Here is a 17094-nt window from a genome sequence, read left to right on the forward strand (position 1 = left end):
TATGCCTTGTTGATCGTCACACGTGATTTGTCCGATGCGCTTGAAACTGATCGCCTCCATTTTCCTGATGGCAACCGCGCTCGCCGGGTGCAACGACGCGCTTGATACGACGTCGATCGATCTCTCCAAGGTGAAGAACAAGGTCGAGCAGCCTCTGCCGGACCGCATCGTTGCGGAAATGCAGAAGAAGAACATGCCGCGCAATTCGCCGATCATGATTCGTGTCTTCAAGGAAGAAGGCAAGATGGAGATCTGGAAGGCGAAGGCGGACAACCGCTTCGACAAGATCGCCGAATACGACATCTGCGCCTGGTCGGGCAAGCTTGGCCCCAAGGTGAAGGAAGGCGACCGGCAGGCGCCGGAAGGCTTCTACAACCTGACGCCCGCGCATCTCAATCCCAATTCCAAATATTACCTCGCCATCAACACCGGGTTCCCGAACCGTTATGATGCGGCCAACGGCCGCAGCGGCTCCAACCTGATGATCCATGGCGCCTGCTCCTCGTCCGGCTGCTATTCGATGACGGACCAGCAGATCCTGGAAATCTACGCCTTTGCCCGGGATGCCTTCCGTGGCGGCCAGACCTCGGTTCAGCTGGAGGCTTTCCCATTCCGCATGACGGCGGAAAACATGGCCCGCCATCGCAACAGCGAAAACCTCGAATTCTGGAAGATGCTGAAGGTGGGCTACGACCACTTCGAAGTGACGAAGCGGCCGCCGGAGGTGAATGTCTGCGAGAAGAAATACGTCTTCAACCAGCAGGTCCAGGGCTCCGGAGGGTTTTCGCCCACCGCTGCCTGCCCGCCGATGTCGACGCCGCCGGCGCTGACAGCCGCCCTCTCGACCTACGAGAAGGAATACCAGCTTGCCTATACCAAGGCGATGGACAAGCTGGACGGCAAGGTGTGGTACGAACCGACCGAGGCCGAGCGCAAGGCCGTCGTCGCCGACAAGCGCAAGGGCCGCGATCTCGCCTATGCGCCGACCGGCACCTCGCTGGCCGCCGGCAAGCTGGTGGAACCCGCCGAATTCGACAAGCTGATGGCCGCCCGCCTTGCCAAGACCCAGCCGCCCGGCACCATGCTGGCTTCCGCACAGCCGTCCGGCGCCGCTGCCAAGCAGTCCCGCCTGCTGGCCACGACAGCTCCGGCCGGCGACCGCTCCACCATGTCGGTCGCGACGGCCATGAACAGTGGGAACCGCCCTGCCGCCGCTCCGCTCACCGCCAGCGTTCAGCCGGCCAGCACCGCCACAGGCGCCATTCCGGTGCCGGCACCCAATCCGCTCGCCTATGCCGCTGTTCAGCCGGTGAGCGACGATCAGAAGAAGCCCTTCTGGAAGTTCTGGTAAGCCGCCGGTGGCGGAGCCGATCCTCTATGACCTGAAGGGGCTGAGATGCCCCCTCCCCGTGCTGAAGACCCGCAGGAAGCTGGCCGGCCTGCCGATCGGCGCAGAACTCTCGGTCGAAACGACGGACGGACTGGCGGCCATCGACATTCCGCATGCGTGCCGCGAAGACGGCCAGACCCTGCTGGCAAGCGAGGCGACCGCCTTCGGCCATCGTTTCCTGATCCGCAAGGAGTGCGACCCGCCACCCCGCAGCGACGAGGATTTCTGAGCCGCAGCCAGCACAGGCCGGCGCTGCGCAGTCTGTCAGAGGCGCAGGCCGGGCACTGCAAGCGGGTTGTCCTCCAACGCGGCACGATCCGGCCGGTCGATGCGCGGCTGACCGGTAAAAGCCGCGAAAAGATCCGTCACGAACTCTTCCGACAGCCCTTGCGTGATCAGCACCATGCGTGTGCGCCGGTCGCTGCCTGCCGGCCAGCGTGGCAAACGCTCCGGCGGATGGAAGATGCTCTGCACCCCGTGCAGCACCAGCGGCCGCTCCACGTTGTCGGCGAGCTGGACGATCGCCTTCATGCGCAACAGTTTTTCGCCATGCGCCGAGCGCAGCAGGTCCACGAACATCTCCACCGCCATCGGCTCGATCGGCCGGTCGTGGACGATGGCGAAGGAGCGGATGTCATCCCCGTGACGGTTGACGTCGTGATGGTGATGATGGTGGCCACGTGGCGCATGATCGTGGCCATGATGGTCGTGATCGTGATGGCCGTGATGATGGTGATCGTGGTGATGGTGATCGTGGTGATGGTGATGGTGATCGTGGTGATGATCATCATGATCATGCTGGTGATCGTCCTCGTGGTCTTCCTGCAGCCAGCGGGAAACATCGGCGATCTTGCTGTCCGGATCGTAGAGGCCGTTGACGAGCAGGGCCGCGGTGCCCGCCTCCCCGGCATCGCCATCGCTCACCCTGGCGCGCGGGTTGAGTTCCTGGAGGCGCTCCAGAAGGGGTGAGAGCGCATCGGGTGCCAGAAGCGTCTTCTTGGTGAGAACCAGACGGTCGGCCACCGCTACCTGACGCAGGGCTTCCGGATGGCGTGCCAGCGTCGAAAGACCATGCACCGCATCCACCACGGTGATGACGCCATCCAGCGAGAAGCTCTGGGCAATGACCGGATTGCCCATCACCGCCTGCATCACCGGCGCAGGATCGGCAAGGCCGGTCGTCTCGATCACCACGCGGCGGATCGGCTTCAGGCGGCCGGTCTGGATCTGGTCGACCAGCGAGGCCAGCGTTTCCACCAGTTCGCCGCGCACGGTGCAGCACAGGCAGCCGTTGGAGAGTTCCAGCAGCGTATCGCCCGAGGTCTCGACCAGGAAATTGTCGATGCCGACCTCGCCGAATTCGTTGATGATGACGGCGGTGTCATGCGCCTGCGGGTCCTTGAGGATGCGGTTGAGCAGGGTCGATTTGCCCGCCCCGAGGAAGCCGGTCAGGATCGAGACCGGAATGCGTTCGCTTGCCAGGGCCATGTGGATCGTCCCATGCTGGAGTTGGCGCATCCGGACGAAAGCGTGACACGCGGGATCCGTGACGGATGCGGAAGAACGAGAATACGACGCCCCCAGGCGGGGACGCGCAATTTAAAGCGCGGTCGGCCGCGGGATAGGCACCGGCACGGAGGCGCCGGAGCGCACATCACCCGCCTTGGCCGGACGGCCGGGGGCGGTGCCTGCATCGGCTGCCGGTTTGGCAGGCTCGGGGGGAGAAACGATCTCGGCCATGCTGAAGGCCGGCGGCGCCTCGCGTTCGGCAATATAGGGCGAATGGATCATCATGCGCCCCTGCTCGTCGCGGCCTTCGCTGCGCACCTTCGCGGCCTTCGGATTGCAGATATCGGCGCTGATATCCACCACCTCGTCACGGTCCGGGCCGTAGGGCGCAAGGCTCGACAGCGGCACACCCTTGCCCGGATCCTCCGTCAGCGCTGCCTGCAACAGGGCCGCCGATTCCTCCGCACGCCCCGCAAGACTGTCGGAGCCGAGCACCACGGAGACAACAGTCCGGCCGTTGCGGGTAGCAGAGGATACCTGGTTGAAGCCGGAGGCACAGATGAAGCCGGTCTTCATGCCATCGGCACCGTTGAAGCGGCCAATCAGCATGTTGTAGTTCGGATAATCCTTGGCGCCGGTGGTGATGCCTTCCAGCGCGAAATAGCTGGCATATTGCGGAAAATTGCGGCGCAGCGTCAGCGCCAGCACCGCGAGGTCACGCGCGGTTGTATACTGCCCCTTGCCGGGCAGGCCGTGCGGATTGATGAAATGCGACGACGTCATGCCGAGACGCTGGGCGGCATCGTTCATCATGGCGACGAACTGGTCGGCACTGCCGCCGCCCACGGTTTCCGCAAGCCCCATGGCCACGTCATTGGCCGACTTCACCACCAGGATCTTCAGCGCGGCATCGATCGTGAGCGTGGCGCCGGGCTTCACAAACATCTTGCTCGGCGGCTGGTCGACGGCCTTGCGGCTCATCACCACCGGCGTCTCCAGCGTCACCTTGCCGGCCTTCAGCGCCTCGAAGGTAACGTAGATGGTCATCAGCTTGGTGAGCGAGGCCGGGTACCACTTGCGGAACGCTTCCTGATGCGCGATCACCCGTCCGCTCGCAACATCCACCACCATTTTCGGATTGGCGGCGGCCAGTTGCGGAAGCCCGGCGCACAGAAGTGCTGTGGAGAGGGCAAGGGCAAGCCTGCGGAACGCGGCTGACGGTCGGTTCGGGCTGTGGGGCAAGGAGCGGCCTCGTGATGGAACGCCAGATCTCGGTGGCGGGTAGACCGCCTCTATGGCCAAGGAATGGCAAAGATCATTGATTCCGTCAATTCCGCGGCGCAATATCGCGGCCAATGCGGGCACTTCGCCCGAGCACGTGCAATAAACAGGACATGCGATGCCGATCTTGAACAGAGCCGCCGACATGCAGGCCGAAATCAGCGCCTGGCGGCGCCATATCCATGAAAATCCGGGCCTGCTTTACGACGTGGAAGAGACCGCCGCCTTCGTGGAAGACAAGCTGAAGAGCTTCGGCGTGGACGAGATCGTCACCGGCCTCGGTCGCACCGGCGTCGTGGCCCTCATTCGCGGTCGCGGCGAGGGTGACCGGGTCATCGGGCTGCGCGCCGACATGGATGCCCTGCCGCTGACCGAGATCACGGGGAAACCCTGGGCCTCCCGCAAGGACGGCAAGATGCATGCCTGCGGCCATGACGGGCACACCGCCATGCTGCTGGGCGCGGCACAGTATCTGGCCGAGACCCGCAATTTCAACGGCACCGTCGCCCTCATCTTCCAGCCGGCGGAGGAAGGCGGTCGCGGCGCGCTCGCCATGGTCGAGGACGGCATGATGGACCGCTTCGGCATCCAGGAGGTTTATGGCATGCACAACATGCCGGGCATGGCGCTCGGCACCTTCGCCATCCGCAAGGGCGGCATCATGGCGGCCCCAGACAAGTTCACCATCCAGATCAAGGGCCGTGGCGGCCATGCGGCCGAACCGCACCGTACCGCCGATCCGATCGTCATCGGCGCCCAGATCGTCAACGGACTGCAACTGATCGCGGCGCGCAACGCCAATCCGCTGCGCTCGGTCGTCGTCTCCATCACCCAGTTCCATGCCGGCACCACGCACAACATCATCCCCGAAGAAGCAATGATCGCCGGTACGGTGCGCAGCCTGGACGAGGCGGTGCGCGACATGGCCGAAGCCCGCATCCGCCAGATCGCCGAAGGCATTGCCGCCGCCAATGACTGCGTGGCGGAGGTGGACTATGAGCGCGCCTGCCCGGTAACCGTCAACCATCCCGAAGAGACCATCCATGCGGCCAAGGCGGCCATGGCGATCGTGGGCGAGAAGAACGTGGATACCGAGGTCGATCCCAGCATGGCCGGCGAGGATTTCGCCTTCATGCTGCAGGCCCGCCCCGGCGCCTACATCATGATCGGCAACGGCGACACGGCGGCGCTGCACAACCCGGCCTATGATTTCAACGACGAGGCGATCGCCTACGGCGTCTCCTACTGGGTGAAACTCGTCGAGCAGCGCCTCGCCGACTGAGGCACCAACAAAGCCAACCACTGCCGGCCTGCCGACTTGTCGGCAGCGCCGGCCTGCGGTATGTAGCCAGTCATCTGCTATCGGTCCACGTAGCTCAGCAGGATAGAGCACAGGATTCCTAATCCTGGGGTCGGAGGTTCGAATCCTCTCGTGGACACCACTTCCCCCTCACCTGCTTGACCTTGCTGGCTAATCCCTAGCCGGCTCCAGTTCCGCCAAGCCCCAGCCAATCGCTGATCAGCCACCAGCCCCCGAGCAGGATGAAGGCGGTGAAGGCGAGTGAGGCAAGCGCGAACACCAGTCCACCCACCACAGCGGCGCCATCTCTCTGGGCAAGTCCCAAGGCCACGAAAAAGATCGAAAGCCCCGGCAGCACATTGCCGAACGGGATGGGCAAAGCAATCAGGACGGCCATCACGAAAACGACAAGTCCCAATGGACGCAGGGCGGCGCGACCGGCCAGCCCCGTCAGCCGCGGCCTCAGCCAGGTTTCCAGCCAGGCAAGCTTGGGCCCAAGCCGCACCGCCATGGCCTTCAGCAGCGCCTGCGGCACCTCGACGCGCGCCAGCCGCTGCGGCAGGATAAACCGGTCCGCACCGATCACCAGTTGCGCGGCCAGCAACGCGAGTGCGGTGCCAAACACCATTCCGGCCGGGATGCCAGGCGTTGGAATGATCGCCGGAATGGAAAAGACCAGCAGCACCAGCGCGGTCGCATGTTCACCGAGGATCGCCAGCAGGCGGCCAAGCGTCGCACGACCAGGCCCAAGCCGCTCCGGCAGAGCCTCCAGCAGACGCGCCAGACCGTCTCGGCTCGTTTCGGATGCCATGTCAGCCATGACCGCATCCTTCCGCCATCATCCCTCGAGATATTTCGCGGGGGACAGCATTCCTCCGCCCGGTGCAGATCCCTGTTCGTCTCACGCCACTCCTTGTCCGGCCGGTCTCGTTGCATCAGGCCGGCACCGGCAGGATATGGGAAGGGAGATGCCGGATGCGAAGAGGAGGTCGCGCAAAAAGCCGGTAACGCACGTCACGGAGGCATCCGAAAACGCCGTGCTCCGCCACGTTAGCGCTATCATCGCCGCACTAGCGATGGGCGGCGGCAGAGATTGTATCCATGAACACGACGCTTTGCTGGCAGAGCCTGGCCTCGTCGATGAAGGTATCCAGGCATTCGAGCAGCCGGTTGCGACGACTGGTGACTTCCGGTTCCGGCAAGGGGGACAGGTTGAAGGCACCGATGGCGGTGAGGAAGGCCTGCATGGCTGTACTTAGCGACGGCAGCAGATCAACGAGGTAGACACTCGGCTGACGCGCATCCAGCATATCGGTCACGTAGGCGGACAGGCTTTTCGGGATGGAGAGCGCATCCTGGCGGTCGCAGGTCGCCACCAGATTCCGCAGCCCGATTGCATCCATACTGTCGATCGTCATGGTCGTTTCCTGGCAGGACGTTGGAGGTCTTCGGTTTCCGGCCGGGGCGACGGTTGGTAAGCGGCGAGCCGCTTGCGCCATGCTTGAACACCGCTGCCGGAACTCAAAAACAAAAGTTAAAATTGTCGGAAATGATGAGTAGCCTCAGAAATGATCGTGTCAACGCTAGCGCACAAAGATTGAGCGAGGCTGTGGATGACGGTCCCGCCAAGGCACAGGACCCGACCGGTCAAGGGCCGGCATGAACGGTTCCGGCACAGGTGACGCTGATCCTGTGTCGGGCCGAAGGACTGGCGGGCGGCGTGCAGGATCAACGCAGGCGCACATGTTCCATGCGAAAGCCGAGCCCCATCAGCCGGCCGGCGAGATGGGCAAGCAGCGGAAAGCGCGCGATGCCGCGGATGAAGGCGGGCGGCCCCTTGCGGCGCTCGTCGTCCGCCTGATCCTTGCGCCGGCTGGAGCGCATCATCAGTTGCAGCCTCTGCGTCGCCCTGGTCGGAAACAGCCGGCGTTTTTCGACGGCAGCAAGATGCTGATCCGTCAGCCTTCCCTCCTTCAACGGCCGGGCGAGAAGATTGCCGGCCGCCACCGCATCCTGAATGGCGAGATTGACGCCGACGCCACCGATCGGCGACATGGCATGCGCCGCATCCCCGATCGCCAGCAGGCCGGGCTTCCACCACTGCTTCAGCCGGTCGATACGCACCTGCAACAGGCTGACATCCTCCCAGCCAGCGATTTCCGCCATGCGCGAGGCGGGAAGCGGCGAGACGGCGCGCACCATGTCGCGAAAAGCCTCCAGGTCGCCGGCACGAATCTCGGCAAAGGTGCCGCGGCGCACGATGAAACCGCACTGCCAGTAATCGCCGCGATCAATCAGCACGAAACCCTGGCGTGGCCCGGCATGGCCCATGGTCTCAGCAGGATCGCCCGTCTGCTTGGAGAGCTTCATCCAGACGACTTCGCTGGGCGTGCCGAAGCTTTCGACCGCAAGCCCCGCCTTTTCGCGCACCACCGAATGGCGGCCATCGGCAGCCACCACCAGCGTTGCGGCAAGATCGAAACGAACACCGTCCCGCTCCAGCCGAAGTCCTGAAACACGGCCGTTCCGAAAGATCACGTCCACCACCTTCGTTGCCATCATCAGATGGAAATTCGGATAGCGTGCCGCCTCCTTCGACAGGAAGTCGAGAAAATCCCATTGCGGCATGAAGGCGATGAAGCGATTGCGCACCGGCAGGCGGGAGAAATCCGCCATGGTGATCGTCTGTCCGCCGATCTCCGCCGACAGCTTTGGCGCCCGCGTGTGCGGAAGTTTCAGGAAGGCCTCTTCCAGGCCGAGTTCGTGAATGACCTCCAGCGTGGAGGGATGGATGGTGTCGCCGCGAAAATCGCGCAGGAAATCGCCATGCTTCTCGATGACGGTGACATCGACGCCGGCCCGCGCCAGAAGCAGGCCCAGCATCAGGCCCGCCGGGCCGCCGCCGGCAATGGCGCAGGTCGTTGTCCGTGCTTCGTCACCCATGATCCTGTCTCCACCCATCCGTCATCATTGCCGCGTCCCGCAGTCTATCGCATCTGGCATCGGCGGGGACGAAATTCAATGCGGCGCATCCGCCCTTGTGAGGGACCTTCGCCAGCTGTAAACGAACCGGGACCAACGCGGATCTCATGCATGACAGCCTCCACGCGCAGCATTTCCATTCTCGGCTCCACCGGCTCGATCGGCACCAATACACTGGATGTTCTGACGCATCTCGGCGGGCGCGAGACCTTCGAGGTGGTGGCGCTGACGGGGGCGAGCAATATTGCGCTTCTGGCCGAGCAGGCGATTACCCATGGTGCGCGCCTGGCGGTGACCGCAGACGAAAGCCAGTATGTGGCGCTGCGTGACCTCTTGTCCGGCACCGGCATCGAGGTGGCAGCCGGTCAGAGCGGCCTGATGGAAGCCGCCAATGCCGGGGCCGACATGGTGATGGCAGCAATCGTCGGCACGGCCGGACTTGCGCCAACACTGGCGGCCGCGCGCCGGGGCGCAGACATTGCGCTTGCCAACAAGGAATGTCTTGTCTCCGCCGGCGATCTGTTCGTTGCCGCGGTGCGCCAGGGCGGCGGACGGCTGCTGCCGGTCGACAGCGAGCACAATGCAATCTTCCAGGTGCTAGAGGAAAGCCAGCGCCATGCCGTCGAACGGGTGATACTCACCGCCTCTGGCGGCCCCTTCCGCACCTTCACCCGCGAACAGATGGCAAATGTGACGGTGGAAACGGCGCGCGCCCATCCCAACTGGTCGATGGGCCTCAAAATTTCCATCGACAGCGCCTCGATGTTCAACAAGGCGCTGGAGATGATCGAGGCCAAGCACCTGTTCGGCCTCGCTCCGGAGCAGGTGGAGGTGATCGTCCATCCGCAATCGATCATCCATTCGATGGTCGGCTATTCCGATGGGTCGGTGCTGGCGCAGCTCGGATCTCCAGACATGCGCCACGCCATCGGCTATGCGCTGGAATTTCCGCGCCGCGCAAAGCTGCCGGTGGAGCGGCTGGATTTCGCCCGACTGGCACGGCTGGATTTCGAGGCGCCAGACGAAGCGCGCTTCCCCGCCCTCCGCCTCGCACGCCTTGCCATGACGCGCGGCGGCGTGCAGGGCGCGGTACTGAACGGCGCCAAGGAAGTGGCGCTCGACGCCTTCATCGCCGGCGATACCGGCTTTCTTTCCATGGCCCAGATCACCGAAGCGGTGATGGAAGAGCTTGCGCATCTGCCGCCCGCCGCCAGCATGGACGACGTGTTTACGGCCGATCTGGAGGCGCGGCAACGGGCGAAGGCGCGGCTGGGGTGAGGTCAGGCGGCCCGAACTTCGCTCAACAGTTCGGGATGCTGGTCCAGCAGACGCAGCAGCTTGACGAGGGCCACAGGCGGACGTGTCTTCCCGTTTTCGTAGCGGGAGAACGCATTGACGCCACCGCCAAAAATCTCACCGGCCTGCTTCTGGTCCAGCTTCAGCTTGCGGCGAACAGCGGCGATATAGGCGGGATCGACCAGCACGGCGTTCACCTTGCGCTGGAATTCACCCACCAGCCGGCTAAACCGATCGCCCTCGGCAGCATCGAGGATTACTTCGTGACAGGCCGGGCAGAAATCACCCGTCACACCGGGGATCAGGGTTTTCTCGCCCCTGTAGGCATAAGCCACATCCCGAGTGTCATGAACGAGGTCGGCCGCCCCGCAGCACGGACATTTCATCTCACAGCTCCTTGAAGGACACGATCAGCACGTCATCGATCACGGTAAGCTTCAGATAGACAGCATCACCCAGTCCTGTAAGCGTTCGGTAGACATCCTGCCAGATGGCATTGTCCGCATGGGTCGTCATGGACTTGTAAAAGTTGCTTAAGGTCAGCGCCATCACCACCTCGCACATGCCCCCAAGGTCAACAATGCCCAGAGCACGGGCCCCGAGAAATGCAGAACCCGTTGCCCGCACACGCCCCGTCTCGACGAGAAGCTTGACACGTTCCAGAGAACAATGCGGCTTGCGTTTCTCCATAAATAACCTTTGAGGTTAATTCAGGCAAGGCACGGATCACACATTCCTGCGCCGGCCCTCCATCAGGTCGAGGATGGCGCGCGCCGCGTCCAGCACATTCGTGCCGGGGCCGAAGACGGCGGCAACGCCGGCATCTAGGAGGAACTGGTAATCCTGGCGCGGAATGACGCCGCCGACCACGACGATGACATCCTCGGCCCCGCGTTCCTTCAGCGCTGCGATCAGCTGCGGCGCGAGCGTCTTGTGGCCGGCGGCGAGCGACGACATGCCGACCACCTGCACCTTTTGCGAAACGGCGAGATCGGCCGCCTCCTCGGGCGTCTGGAACAGCGGGCCCGCCACCACCTGAAAACCGATATCGCCGAAGGCGGAGGCAATCACCTTGGCACCGCGATCATGCCCATCCTGCCCGAGCTTGGCGACCAGCATCTTTGGACGAAGGCCGGTGGCTTCGGCATAGGCGGAAAGGCGGGTAGTCAGCGTCTGATATTCCGGATCCCCCGCATAGGCCGCGCCGTAAATGTCCGTCACCACCTCCGGCACGGCGGAATGATCGCCGAAGACCGAGCGCATCGCGTCGGAGATCTCGCCGACGCTGGCGCGGGCACGGGCGGCCTCCACCGCCTTTTCCAGAAGATTGCCCTCGCCCGTTTCGGCCACCATCTTCAGCGCAGCAAGGGCCGCCTCCACCCGGGCCGGATCGCGCTGGCGGCGGATCTGTTCCAGCCGCCTGATCTGCGCATTGCGCACGGCGGTGTTGTCGATATCGAGAATATCGATCGGCTCCTCGTTTTCGAGCCGGTACTTGTTGACGCCGACGATGATCTCCTCGCCGCGATCCACGCGTGCCTGGCGCCGCGTGGCGGCTTCTTCGATCAGGCGCTTGGGCAGGCCATCGGCCACAGCCTTTGTCATGCCGCCGAGCGCTTCCACCTCTTCGATCAGCGCCCAGGCCTTGTCCGCCAGCTCCTTCGTCAGGCTTTCGACATAGTAGGAGCCGGCCAGCGGATCGACCACCTTGGTGACGCCCGTCTCGTGCTGTAGGATCAGCTGCGTGTTGCGGGCAATGCGGGCCGAAAATTCCGTCGGCAACGCGATCGCCTCGTCGAGCGCATTGGTGTGCAGCGACTGCGTGCCGCCGAGCACGGCGGAGAGCGCCTCATAGGCCGTGCGGATCACGTTGTTGTAGGGGTCCTGTTCCTGCAGCGAGACACCGGATGTCTGGCAGTGGGTGCGCAGCATCAGCGAGCCCGGCTTCTTCGGCTCAAACTCCTCCATGATCTTCGACCAGAGCAGGCGCGCGGCGCGCAACTTGGCGGCTTCCATGAAGAAATTCATACCGATGGCGAAGAAGAACGAGAGACGGCCGGCGAACTCATCGACATTGAGACCCCGCGCCAGAGCGGCACGCACATATTCGCGGCCATCGGCCAGCGTGAAGGCCAGTTCCTGCACCAGGGTCGCGCCAGCTTCCTGCATGTGATAGCCGGAAATCGAGATGGAGTTGAAGCGCGGCATTTCCTTGGCCGTATAGGCAATGATGTCCGCAATGATCCGCATGGAAGGCTCCGGCGGATAGATATAGGTGTTGCGGACCATGAACTCCTTCAGAATATCGTTCTGAATGGTGCCGGACAGCTGGTCGCGTGAGACGCCCTGCTCCTCGCCGGTGACGATGAAATTGGCAAGGATCGGGATCACCGCGCCGTTCATGGTCATCGACACAGAAATATCCTGCAGCGGAATGCCGCTGAACAGGATCTTCATATCCTCCACGCTGTCGATCGCGACCCCGGCCTTGCCGACATCGCCGACGACGCGTGGGTGATCGGAATCGTAGCCGCGATGGGTGGCGAGGTCGAAGGCAACGGACACGCCCTGCTGGCCGGCGGCCAGCGCCTTGCGATAGAAGGCATTGCTTTCTTCTGCCGTGGAGAAGCCGGCATATTGGCGGATCGTCCAGGGGCGGCCGGCATACATGGTGGCACGCGGGCCGCGCACGAAGGGCTTGAAGCCCGGCAGGCTTTCCAGATGCGCGACACCTTCAAGATCTTCCGCCGTGTAGAGCGGCTTGACGGGAATGCCCTCGGGCGTGTTCCAGACCAGCGCATCGGGGGATGTCTTCAGCTCCTTTTCCGCCAGGGCCTGCCAGTCTGCGACGGTTTTCTTGCTCATCGGGCTGATCCTCCAGAGGCCGACATCATGATCGGCGCGGCATTGAGATTGACGGGATTGCTACTCAGTAGCATATGGGATCTAGTCTTCTCGGGAGCCTTGAGCCATGACCGTAAAAGCATCCGTCTCGATCTCCGACCAGCAGGACGCGTTTGCCCGCCGGCTGGTTGAGGAAGGTCGCTATTCCAGCGTGAGCGCCGTGGTGCAGCAGGGGCTGGAACTGCTGCGTGAGCAGACCGAGATGAAAGAGGCGGAGCTTGCGGCGTTGCGGGCTCTGGTCGATGAACGACGCAAGGGGGCCTTCCTGACGATGGAAGAAAGCCATGCACAAATCGAGGCTTTGATTGCTCGAAAGAAGGCCGAATACGGTGTATGACTGATGGCTTGGTACTGCACCTATGTCCCATAGCTTGGGAGTATCGGCGAGGTGCCTTTCGATAAGACCGGCATAGCCGGATACCCCCCTCTGCGCTGCCGGGTATCTCCCCCTCAAGGGCGGAGATCGGCATGAAGCAAGGCCTTAGCAGACAGTGATCGTAGAAATCCGGGTAGCCCTTAAAGCGTGTGAGGGTATGCGAGAGGGTTCCACACCCGATCTCCCCCCTTGAGGGGGAGATGTCCGGCAGGACAGAGGGGGGTGAAGCCGCACACTCCATTTTCACTCGAACTCCATAATGAGTTCATCGACAGCAAGGCTCTGACCGGCACTCGCGGCGACGCGCTTCACCACGCCGCGGCGTTCGGCCTTCAGCACATTTTCCATCTTCATGGCTTCGACGGTCGCCAGCGTCTGGCCGGCCTCCACCGTATCACCCGGCTTGACCGCCACGCTGGTGATGACGCCCGGCATGGGGCAGAGCAGCATTTTCGAGGTGTCCGGCGGCAGCTTCACAGGCATGAGTTTGGCGAGGTCCGCAACACGCGGTGAGCGGACGCGGGCCGCGACATCCATGCCGTTGAGGCGAAGGCGGATGACGGAGCCGATCAGATCCACCTTCACGCCCAGCCTTTCGCCATTCAGCACGAAATGCGCATGCGTCTGTCCGGGATGCCAAGAGCCGGCCACCGTGACGCTCTCGCCGCCCTCGGCGAAGGTCACGATCTCCGCCTCCGCCGTGCCCGAAAGGCTGACGGCATGGGCATCGTCGCCGAGCTTCACCACCCAGTCCCGTCCCACCACGCGGGCATGGTTGCCGATGGTGCCTGAGATCTGTGTCGCGCGGACTTGAACCCTCGCATTGACGACAGCGGCAATCGCCGCCAGCTTGCGCGAGGATGCCGCATCCGGCGCCACGCCGGCAAAGCCCTCCGGAAACTCTTCCGCGATATAGGCCGTCGTCAGCCGGCCGGAGCGGAAGCGCTCCTGCCCCATCACGGCCGAGAGGAAGGGCAGATTGTGGCCGATGCCTTCCACCTGAAAATCATTCAGCGCCGCCGCCATGGCATCGATCGCAACGGCGCGCGTCTCGCCCCAGGTGCAGAGCTTGGCGATCATCGGATCGTAATACATGGAGATCTCGCCGCCTTCGTAGACACCGGTATCGTTGCGCACCACGGTGCCATCGGCCTGAACGCCTTCGACGGGCGGGCGGTAGCGGCTGAGCCTGCCGATGGAGGGCAGGAAGTTGCGGAAGGGATCTTCCGCATAGAGCCGGCTTTCGATCGCCCAGCCGTTCAGCTTCACATCGGCTTGCGTCAACGAAAGCTTCTCGCCCGAGGCGACGCGGATCATCTGCTCGACAAGGTCGATGCCGGTCACGAGTTCGGTGACCGGATGCTCGACCTGCAGGCGGGTGTTCATTTCGAGGAAATAGAACCTGTTGGCCTTGCCATCGACGATGAATTCCACCGTGCCGGCCGAGTGATAACCGACCGCTTTTGCCAGCGCCACCGCCTGTTCGCCCATGGCACGGCGGGTCGCCTCATCGAGGAAGGGCGACGGCGCCTCCTCGATGACCTTCTGGTTCCGGCGCTGAATGGAGCATTCGCGCTCTCCGAGATAGAGGCAGTTGCCAAATTTGTCGCCCAGCACCTGGATTTCGATGTGGCGCGGCTCGGTCACGAATTTCTCGATGAAGATGCGGTCATCACCAAAAGAACTTTTCGCCTCGTTCTTCGAGGACTGGAAGCCTTCGCGGGCTTCCGCATCGTTCCAGGCAATGCGCATGCCCTTGCCGCCACCACCGGCAGAGGCCTTGATCATGACGGGATAGCCGATGGATGCGGAGATTCTCACCGCCTCGTCGGCGTCCTCGATGAGGCCCATATGGCCGGGTACGGTGGAGACACCGGCTTCCGCGGCAATCTTCTTCGAGGTTATCTTGTCGCCCATGGCCTGGATCGCGCCGACCGGCGGGCCGATGAAGGTGACGCCTTCCTTTTCCAGCGCCGCGGCAAACAGCGGGTTTTCCGAGAGAAACCCGTAACCCGGATGCACGGCATCCGCGCCGGTCTGGCGGATGGCGCCCAGAATCTTGTCGATGACGATATAGGACTGCGACGAGGGGGCCGGACCGATATGCACCGCCTCGTCGGCTTCGCGCACATGCAGCGCATTGGCATCCGCATCGGAATAGACGGCGACCGTCTTGATGCCCATCTTCTTTGCCGTGCGGATGACGCGGCAGGCGATTTCGCCCCGGTTCGCTATGAGAATTTTCTGGATCGGCATTCCGTCACCCCTCCGCAACGTCTTCGAAGGCCTGCGGAAAATTCTTCCGCGCCACGGCCTCATTCAGCTTTAGCTTGGCGGTGTAGGAGGCCGGATCGAAGCCGCGTTCGGCAGCGATCACCTCGCGCCCGAACAGGCGGCTGAGCCGCTCGCCATCCAGATTGCCGCGTTCGAACGGCTCGGTGCCAAAAAAGTGCCAGAGCGCCTGCACGAAACCGATATCGGCCAGCGCCACCGTCTGGTCCAGCGTGCGGTAACGCGGCATGGCGTAGAGCTTGGTGACCTTCGAATTGGCGCGGCGCAGGGTGTACTGCCATTGTGTGCCCGGCAGACCGAGAGGAAAACCGCGATGCTTCGGCATTTCGGGGATCTTGGCCATCATCCGCGCTCCGGCACAAAAACGAATGTGGGCATCATCAGACCTCAAACACGTCGTCGAAGGATTCGGGAAAATTCTGGCGGGCGACGCGTTCGTCGATGCGCAGCAGCGCCTCGTAGGACATTGGGTCAAAGTCCTTCTCCACCGGAACCACCTCACGGCCGAACAGCAGGTTGAGGCGGGCGGCATCCAGATTGCCGCGCTCGAAGGGCTCAGACCCGAAATGATGCCAGAGCGCATGCAGGAAGGCCGCATCGATGCGGTGTTCCTTGCTGCCGGGGCGCGCCTTGCGCGGCAGCGCCTTGATGGGCGTCACACCCTTCGGATTGGCACGGCGGATGGTGAACTGGACGCCGGTTCCGGGCATGCCGCCTGGAAAACCGCGATGTTTCGTCATGTCGGGCAGGGCCACGGTGTTCTTCTCCAGTCCTTCAGTCTGTCTCTTGGCAGGGGAAAGGCCCCCGCCGGCTGGCCTCCCCTCCGGCCAATGGCGCAAGGGGAAGCCGGTTTTTGATCACGTCAGAGCGTCAGCGCATCGAAATCGGATGCCGCATGGCGTTCGGGCAGGAAGGTGCCGGGATCACCCGAGGCCTTGTTGACGATGGAGCCGCGCTTGACGCCGGTGCGCGCGGCAAGCTGCCGTGCCCAGCGCCCCAGATGCTCGTAGTCCCCGGTCGAGAGGAATTCGCCGGCATTCGGATAGGAGCTGTCGAGAGCCAGCCGGCCATACCAGGGCCAGATCGCCATGTCGGCGATCGAATACTCGCTGCCGCCGACGAATTCGCTTTCCGCCAGGCGGCGGTTCAGCACGTCGAGCTGGCGCTTGGTCTCCATGGCATAGCGATCGATCGCATACTGGATCTTGACCGGAGCATAGGAGAAGAAGTGGCCAAAGCCGCCGCCGACGAAGGGCGCCGAGCCCATCTGCCAGAACAGCCAGTTCATCACTTCCGCCTTGGCGCGCGGATCGGAAGGCAGGAAGACGCCGAACTTTTCGGCGAGATAGACGAGGATGGAACCGGATTCGAACAGGCGCACCGGCTCGCCGCCATCCTTCGGCTGATGATCCATCAGCGCCGGGATCTTGGAGTTCGGGTTGACCGCGACGAAGCCGGAGCCGAACTGCTCACCCTTGCCGATGGTGATCAGCCAGGCATCATACTCGGCACCGGTGTGGCCGGCGGCCAGCAGTTCTTCCAGCAGGATGGTGACCTTCTGGCCGTTCGGCGTGCCGAGCGAATAAAGCTGCAGCGGATGGGTGCCGACCGGCAGTTCCTTCTCATGGGTCGGGCCGGCAATCGGCCGGTTGATGGAGGCGAACTGGCCACCATTGCCAGGCTCCCAGGTCCAGACCTTGGGCGGCTCGTAGCCGGCAGGCAGGTTGTTTTCCGGCGGAAATTTGGTGTCGGTCATGGATTGCC

General features: G+C 63.4%; 17 protein-coding genes and 1 tRNA gene. 6 read left to right on the top strand and 12 right to left on the bottom strand.

All coding sequences use genetic code 11. The features are described from left to right. Positions 1 to 34: 34 nt before the first annotated feature. Both F3H95_RS14580 and F3H95_RS14585 read left to right on the top strand, forming a co-directional pair. The gene (locus tag F3H95_RS14580; RefSeq protein WP_149746549.1) at positions 35 to 1351 is read left to right on the top strand and encodes a murein L,D-transpeptidase family protein; all 1317 of its coding nucleotides are present in this window, start codon (positions 35 to 37) and stop codon (positions 1349 to 1351) included. Between the two features lie 7 nt (positions 1352 to 1358). After that, entirely contained in the window at positions 1359 to 1619 is a 261-nt protein-coding gene (locus tag F3H95_RS14585) for a sulfurtransferase TusA family protein (protein ID WP_149746550.1), read from the top strand. A gap of 35 nt (positions 1620 to 1654) precedes the next feature. Here the strand turns inward: F3H95_RS14585 and F3H95_RS14590 are convergent, their stop codons facing one another. Further along, positions 1655 to 2878 (bottom strand): GTP-binding protein, encoded by a 1224-nt coding sequence (locus F3H95_RS14590; protein WP_149746551.1) that lies wholly within the window; start codon positions 2876 to 2878, stop codon positions 1655 to 1657. A gap of 111 nt (positions 2879 to 2989) precedes the next feature. After that, positions 2990 to 4141 (bottom strand): D-alanyl-D-alanine carboxypeptidase family protein, encoded by a 1152-nt coding sequence (locus F3H95_RS14595; protein ID WP_244618022.1) that lies wholly within the window; start codon positions 4139 to 4141, stop codon positions 2990 to 2992. A gap of 157 nt (positions 4142 to 4298) precedes the next feature. Here F3H95_RS14595 and F3H95_RS14600 point away from each other — a divergent pair, with 157 nt between their 5' ends. Continuing rightward, positions 4299 to 5462: a M20 aminoacylase family protein gene (locus F3H95_RS14600; protein WP_143127126.1), complete on the top strand. Its 1164-nt coding sequence runs from the start codon at positions 4299 to 4301 to the stop codon at positions 5460 to 5462. 83 nt (positions 5463 to 5545) lie between these two features. Next, positions 5546 to 5622: transfer RNA gene (locus F3H95_RS14605), tRNA-Arg, on the top strand. A 36-nt stretch (positions 5623 to 5658) separates the two neighbouring features. Here the strand turns inward: F3H95_RS14605 and F3H95_RS14610 are convergent. The 3 genes from F3H95_RS14610 to F3H95_RS14620 all read right to left on the bottom strand — a co-directional run bounded on the left by F3H95_RS14610 (position 5659) and on the right by F3H95_RS14620 (position 8423). After that, positions 5659 to 6300: an exopolysaccharide biosynthesis protein gene (locus tag F3H95_RS14610; RefSeq protein WP_143127125.1), complete on the bottom strand. Its 642-nt coding sequence runs from the start codon at positions 6298 to 6300 to the stop codon at positions 5659 to 5661. 250 nt (positions 6301 to 6550) lie between these two features. After that, positions 6551 to 6898 (bottom strand): hypothetical protein, encoded by a 348-nt coding sequence (locus F3H95_RS14615; RefSeq protein WP_143127124.1) that lies wholly within the window; start codon positions 6896 to 6898, stop codon positions 6551 to 6553. A 310-nt stretch (positions 6899 to 7208) separates the two neighbouring features. Continuing rightward, complete coding sequence (locus F3H95_RS14620; RefSeq protein WP_188134391.1) at positions 7209 to 8423, bottom strand: FAD-dependent oxidoreductase; 1215 nt, start codon at positions 8421 to 8423, stop codon at positions 7209 to 7211. A 150-nt stretch (positions 8424 to 8573) separates the two neighbouring features. Here F3H95_RS14620 and dxr point away from each other — a divergent pair, with 150 nt between their 5' ends. Next, positions 8574 to 9740, top strand: coding sequence for a 1-deoxy-D-xylulose-5-phosphate reductoisomerase (gene dxr / locus F3H95_RS14625; protein ID WP_149746553.1), 1167 nt, complete (start codon positions 8574 to 8576; stop codon positions 9738 to 9740). 2 nt (positions 9741 to 9742) lie between these two features. Here the strand turns inward: dxr and F3H95_RS14630 are convergent, their stop codons facing one another. Genes F3H95_RS14630 through scpA form a run of 3 tightly spaced genes read right to left on the bottom strand, consistent with a single transcriptional unit; the run spans position 9743 to position 12623 of the window. Continuing rightward, a complete protein-coding gene (locus F3H95_RS14630) occupies positions 9743 to 10144 on the bottom strand; it encodes a type II toxin-antitoxin system MqsA family antitoxin (protein WP_143127121.1) in 402 nt (133 codons plus the stop codon). Between the two features lies 1 nt (position 10145). Beyond that, complete coding sequence (locus tag F3H95_RS14635; protein WP_149746554.1) at positions 10146 to 10448, bottom strand: type II toxin-antitoxin system MqsR family toxin; 303 nt, start codon at positions 10446 to 10448, stop codon at positions 10146 to 10148. 36 nt (positions 10449 to 10484) lie between these two features. Next, positions 10485 to 12623 (bottom strand): methylmalonyl-CoA mutase, encoded by a 2139-nt coding sequence (gene scpA, locus F3H95_RS14640; protein WP_149746555.1) that lies wholly within the window; start codon positions 12621 to 12623, stop codon positions 10485 to 10487. Positions 12624 to 12729: 106 nt separating this feature from the next. Here scpA and F3H95_RS14645 point away from each other — a divergent pair, with 106 nt between their 5' ends. Further along, positions 12730 to 12999 carry a type II toxin-antitoxin system ParD family antitoxin gene (locus F3H95_RS14645; RefSeq protein WP_149746556.1) on the top strand — a complete coding sequence of 90 codons (270 nt, stop codon included), beginning with the start codon at positions 12730 to 12732 and terminating at the stop codon, positions 12997 to 12999. Between the two features lie 282 nt (positions 13000 to 13281). Here the strand turns inward: F3H95_RS14645 and F3H95_RS14655 are convergent, their stop codons facing one another. The 4 genes from F3H95_RS14655 to yghU all read right to left on the bottom strand — a co-directional run bounded on the left by F3H95_RS14655 (position 13282) and on the right by yghU (position 17086). Further along, positions 13282 to 15294, bottom strand: a complete 2013-nt coding sequence (locus tag F3H95_RS14655) for an acetyl/propionyl/methylcrotonyl-CoA carboxylase subunit alpha (RefSeq protein ID WP_149746557.1) — start codon at positions 15292 to 15294, stop codon at positions 13282 to 13284. Positions 15295 to 15298: 4 nt separating this feature from the next. Next, positions 15299 to 15673 (bottom strand): hypothetical protein, encoded by a 375-nt coding sequence (locus tag F3H95_RS14660; protein WP_143127116.1) that lies wholly within the window; start codon positions 15671 to 15673, stop codon positions 15299 to 15301. A gap of 37 nt (positions 15674 to 15710) precedes the next feature. Next, complete coding sequence (locus F3H95_RS14665) at positions 15711 to 16070, bottom strand: hypothetical protein (RefSeq protein ID WP_143127177.1); 360 nt, start codon at positions 16068 to 16070, stop codon at positions 15711 to 15713. Positions 16071 to 16192: 122 nt separating this feature from the next. After that, on the bottom strand, positions 16193 to 17086 hold the full coding sequence (yghU, locus tag F3H95_RS14670; RefSeq protein WP_149746558.1) for a glutathione-dependent disulfide-bond oxidoreductase: 894 nt from the start codon (positions 17084 to 17086) through the stop codon (positions 16193 to 16195). Between the last annotated feature and the right edge of the window lie 8 nt (positions 17087 to 17094).

The organism is Rhizobium sp. RU35A (assembly GCF_900156005.1).
In the GTDB taxonomy this organism is placed as follows: Bacteria; Pseudomonadota; Alphaproteobacteria; order Rhizobiales; family Rhizobiaceae; genus Neorhizobium; species Neorhizobium straminoryzae.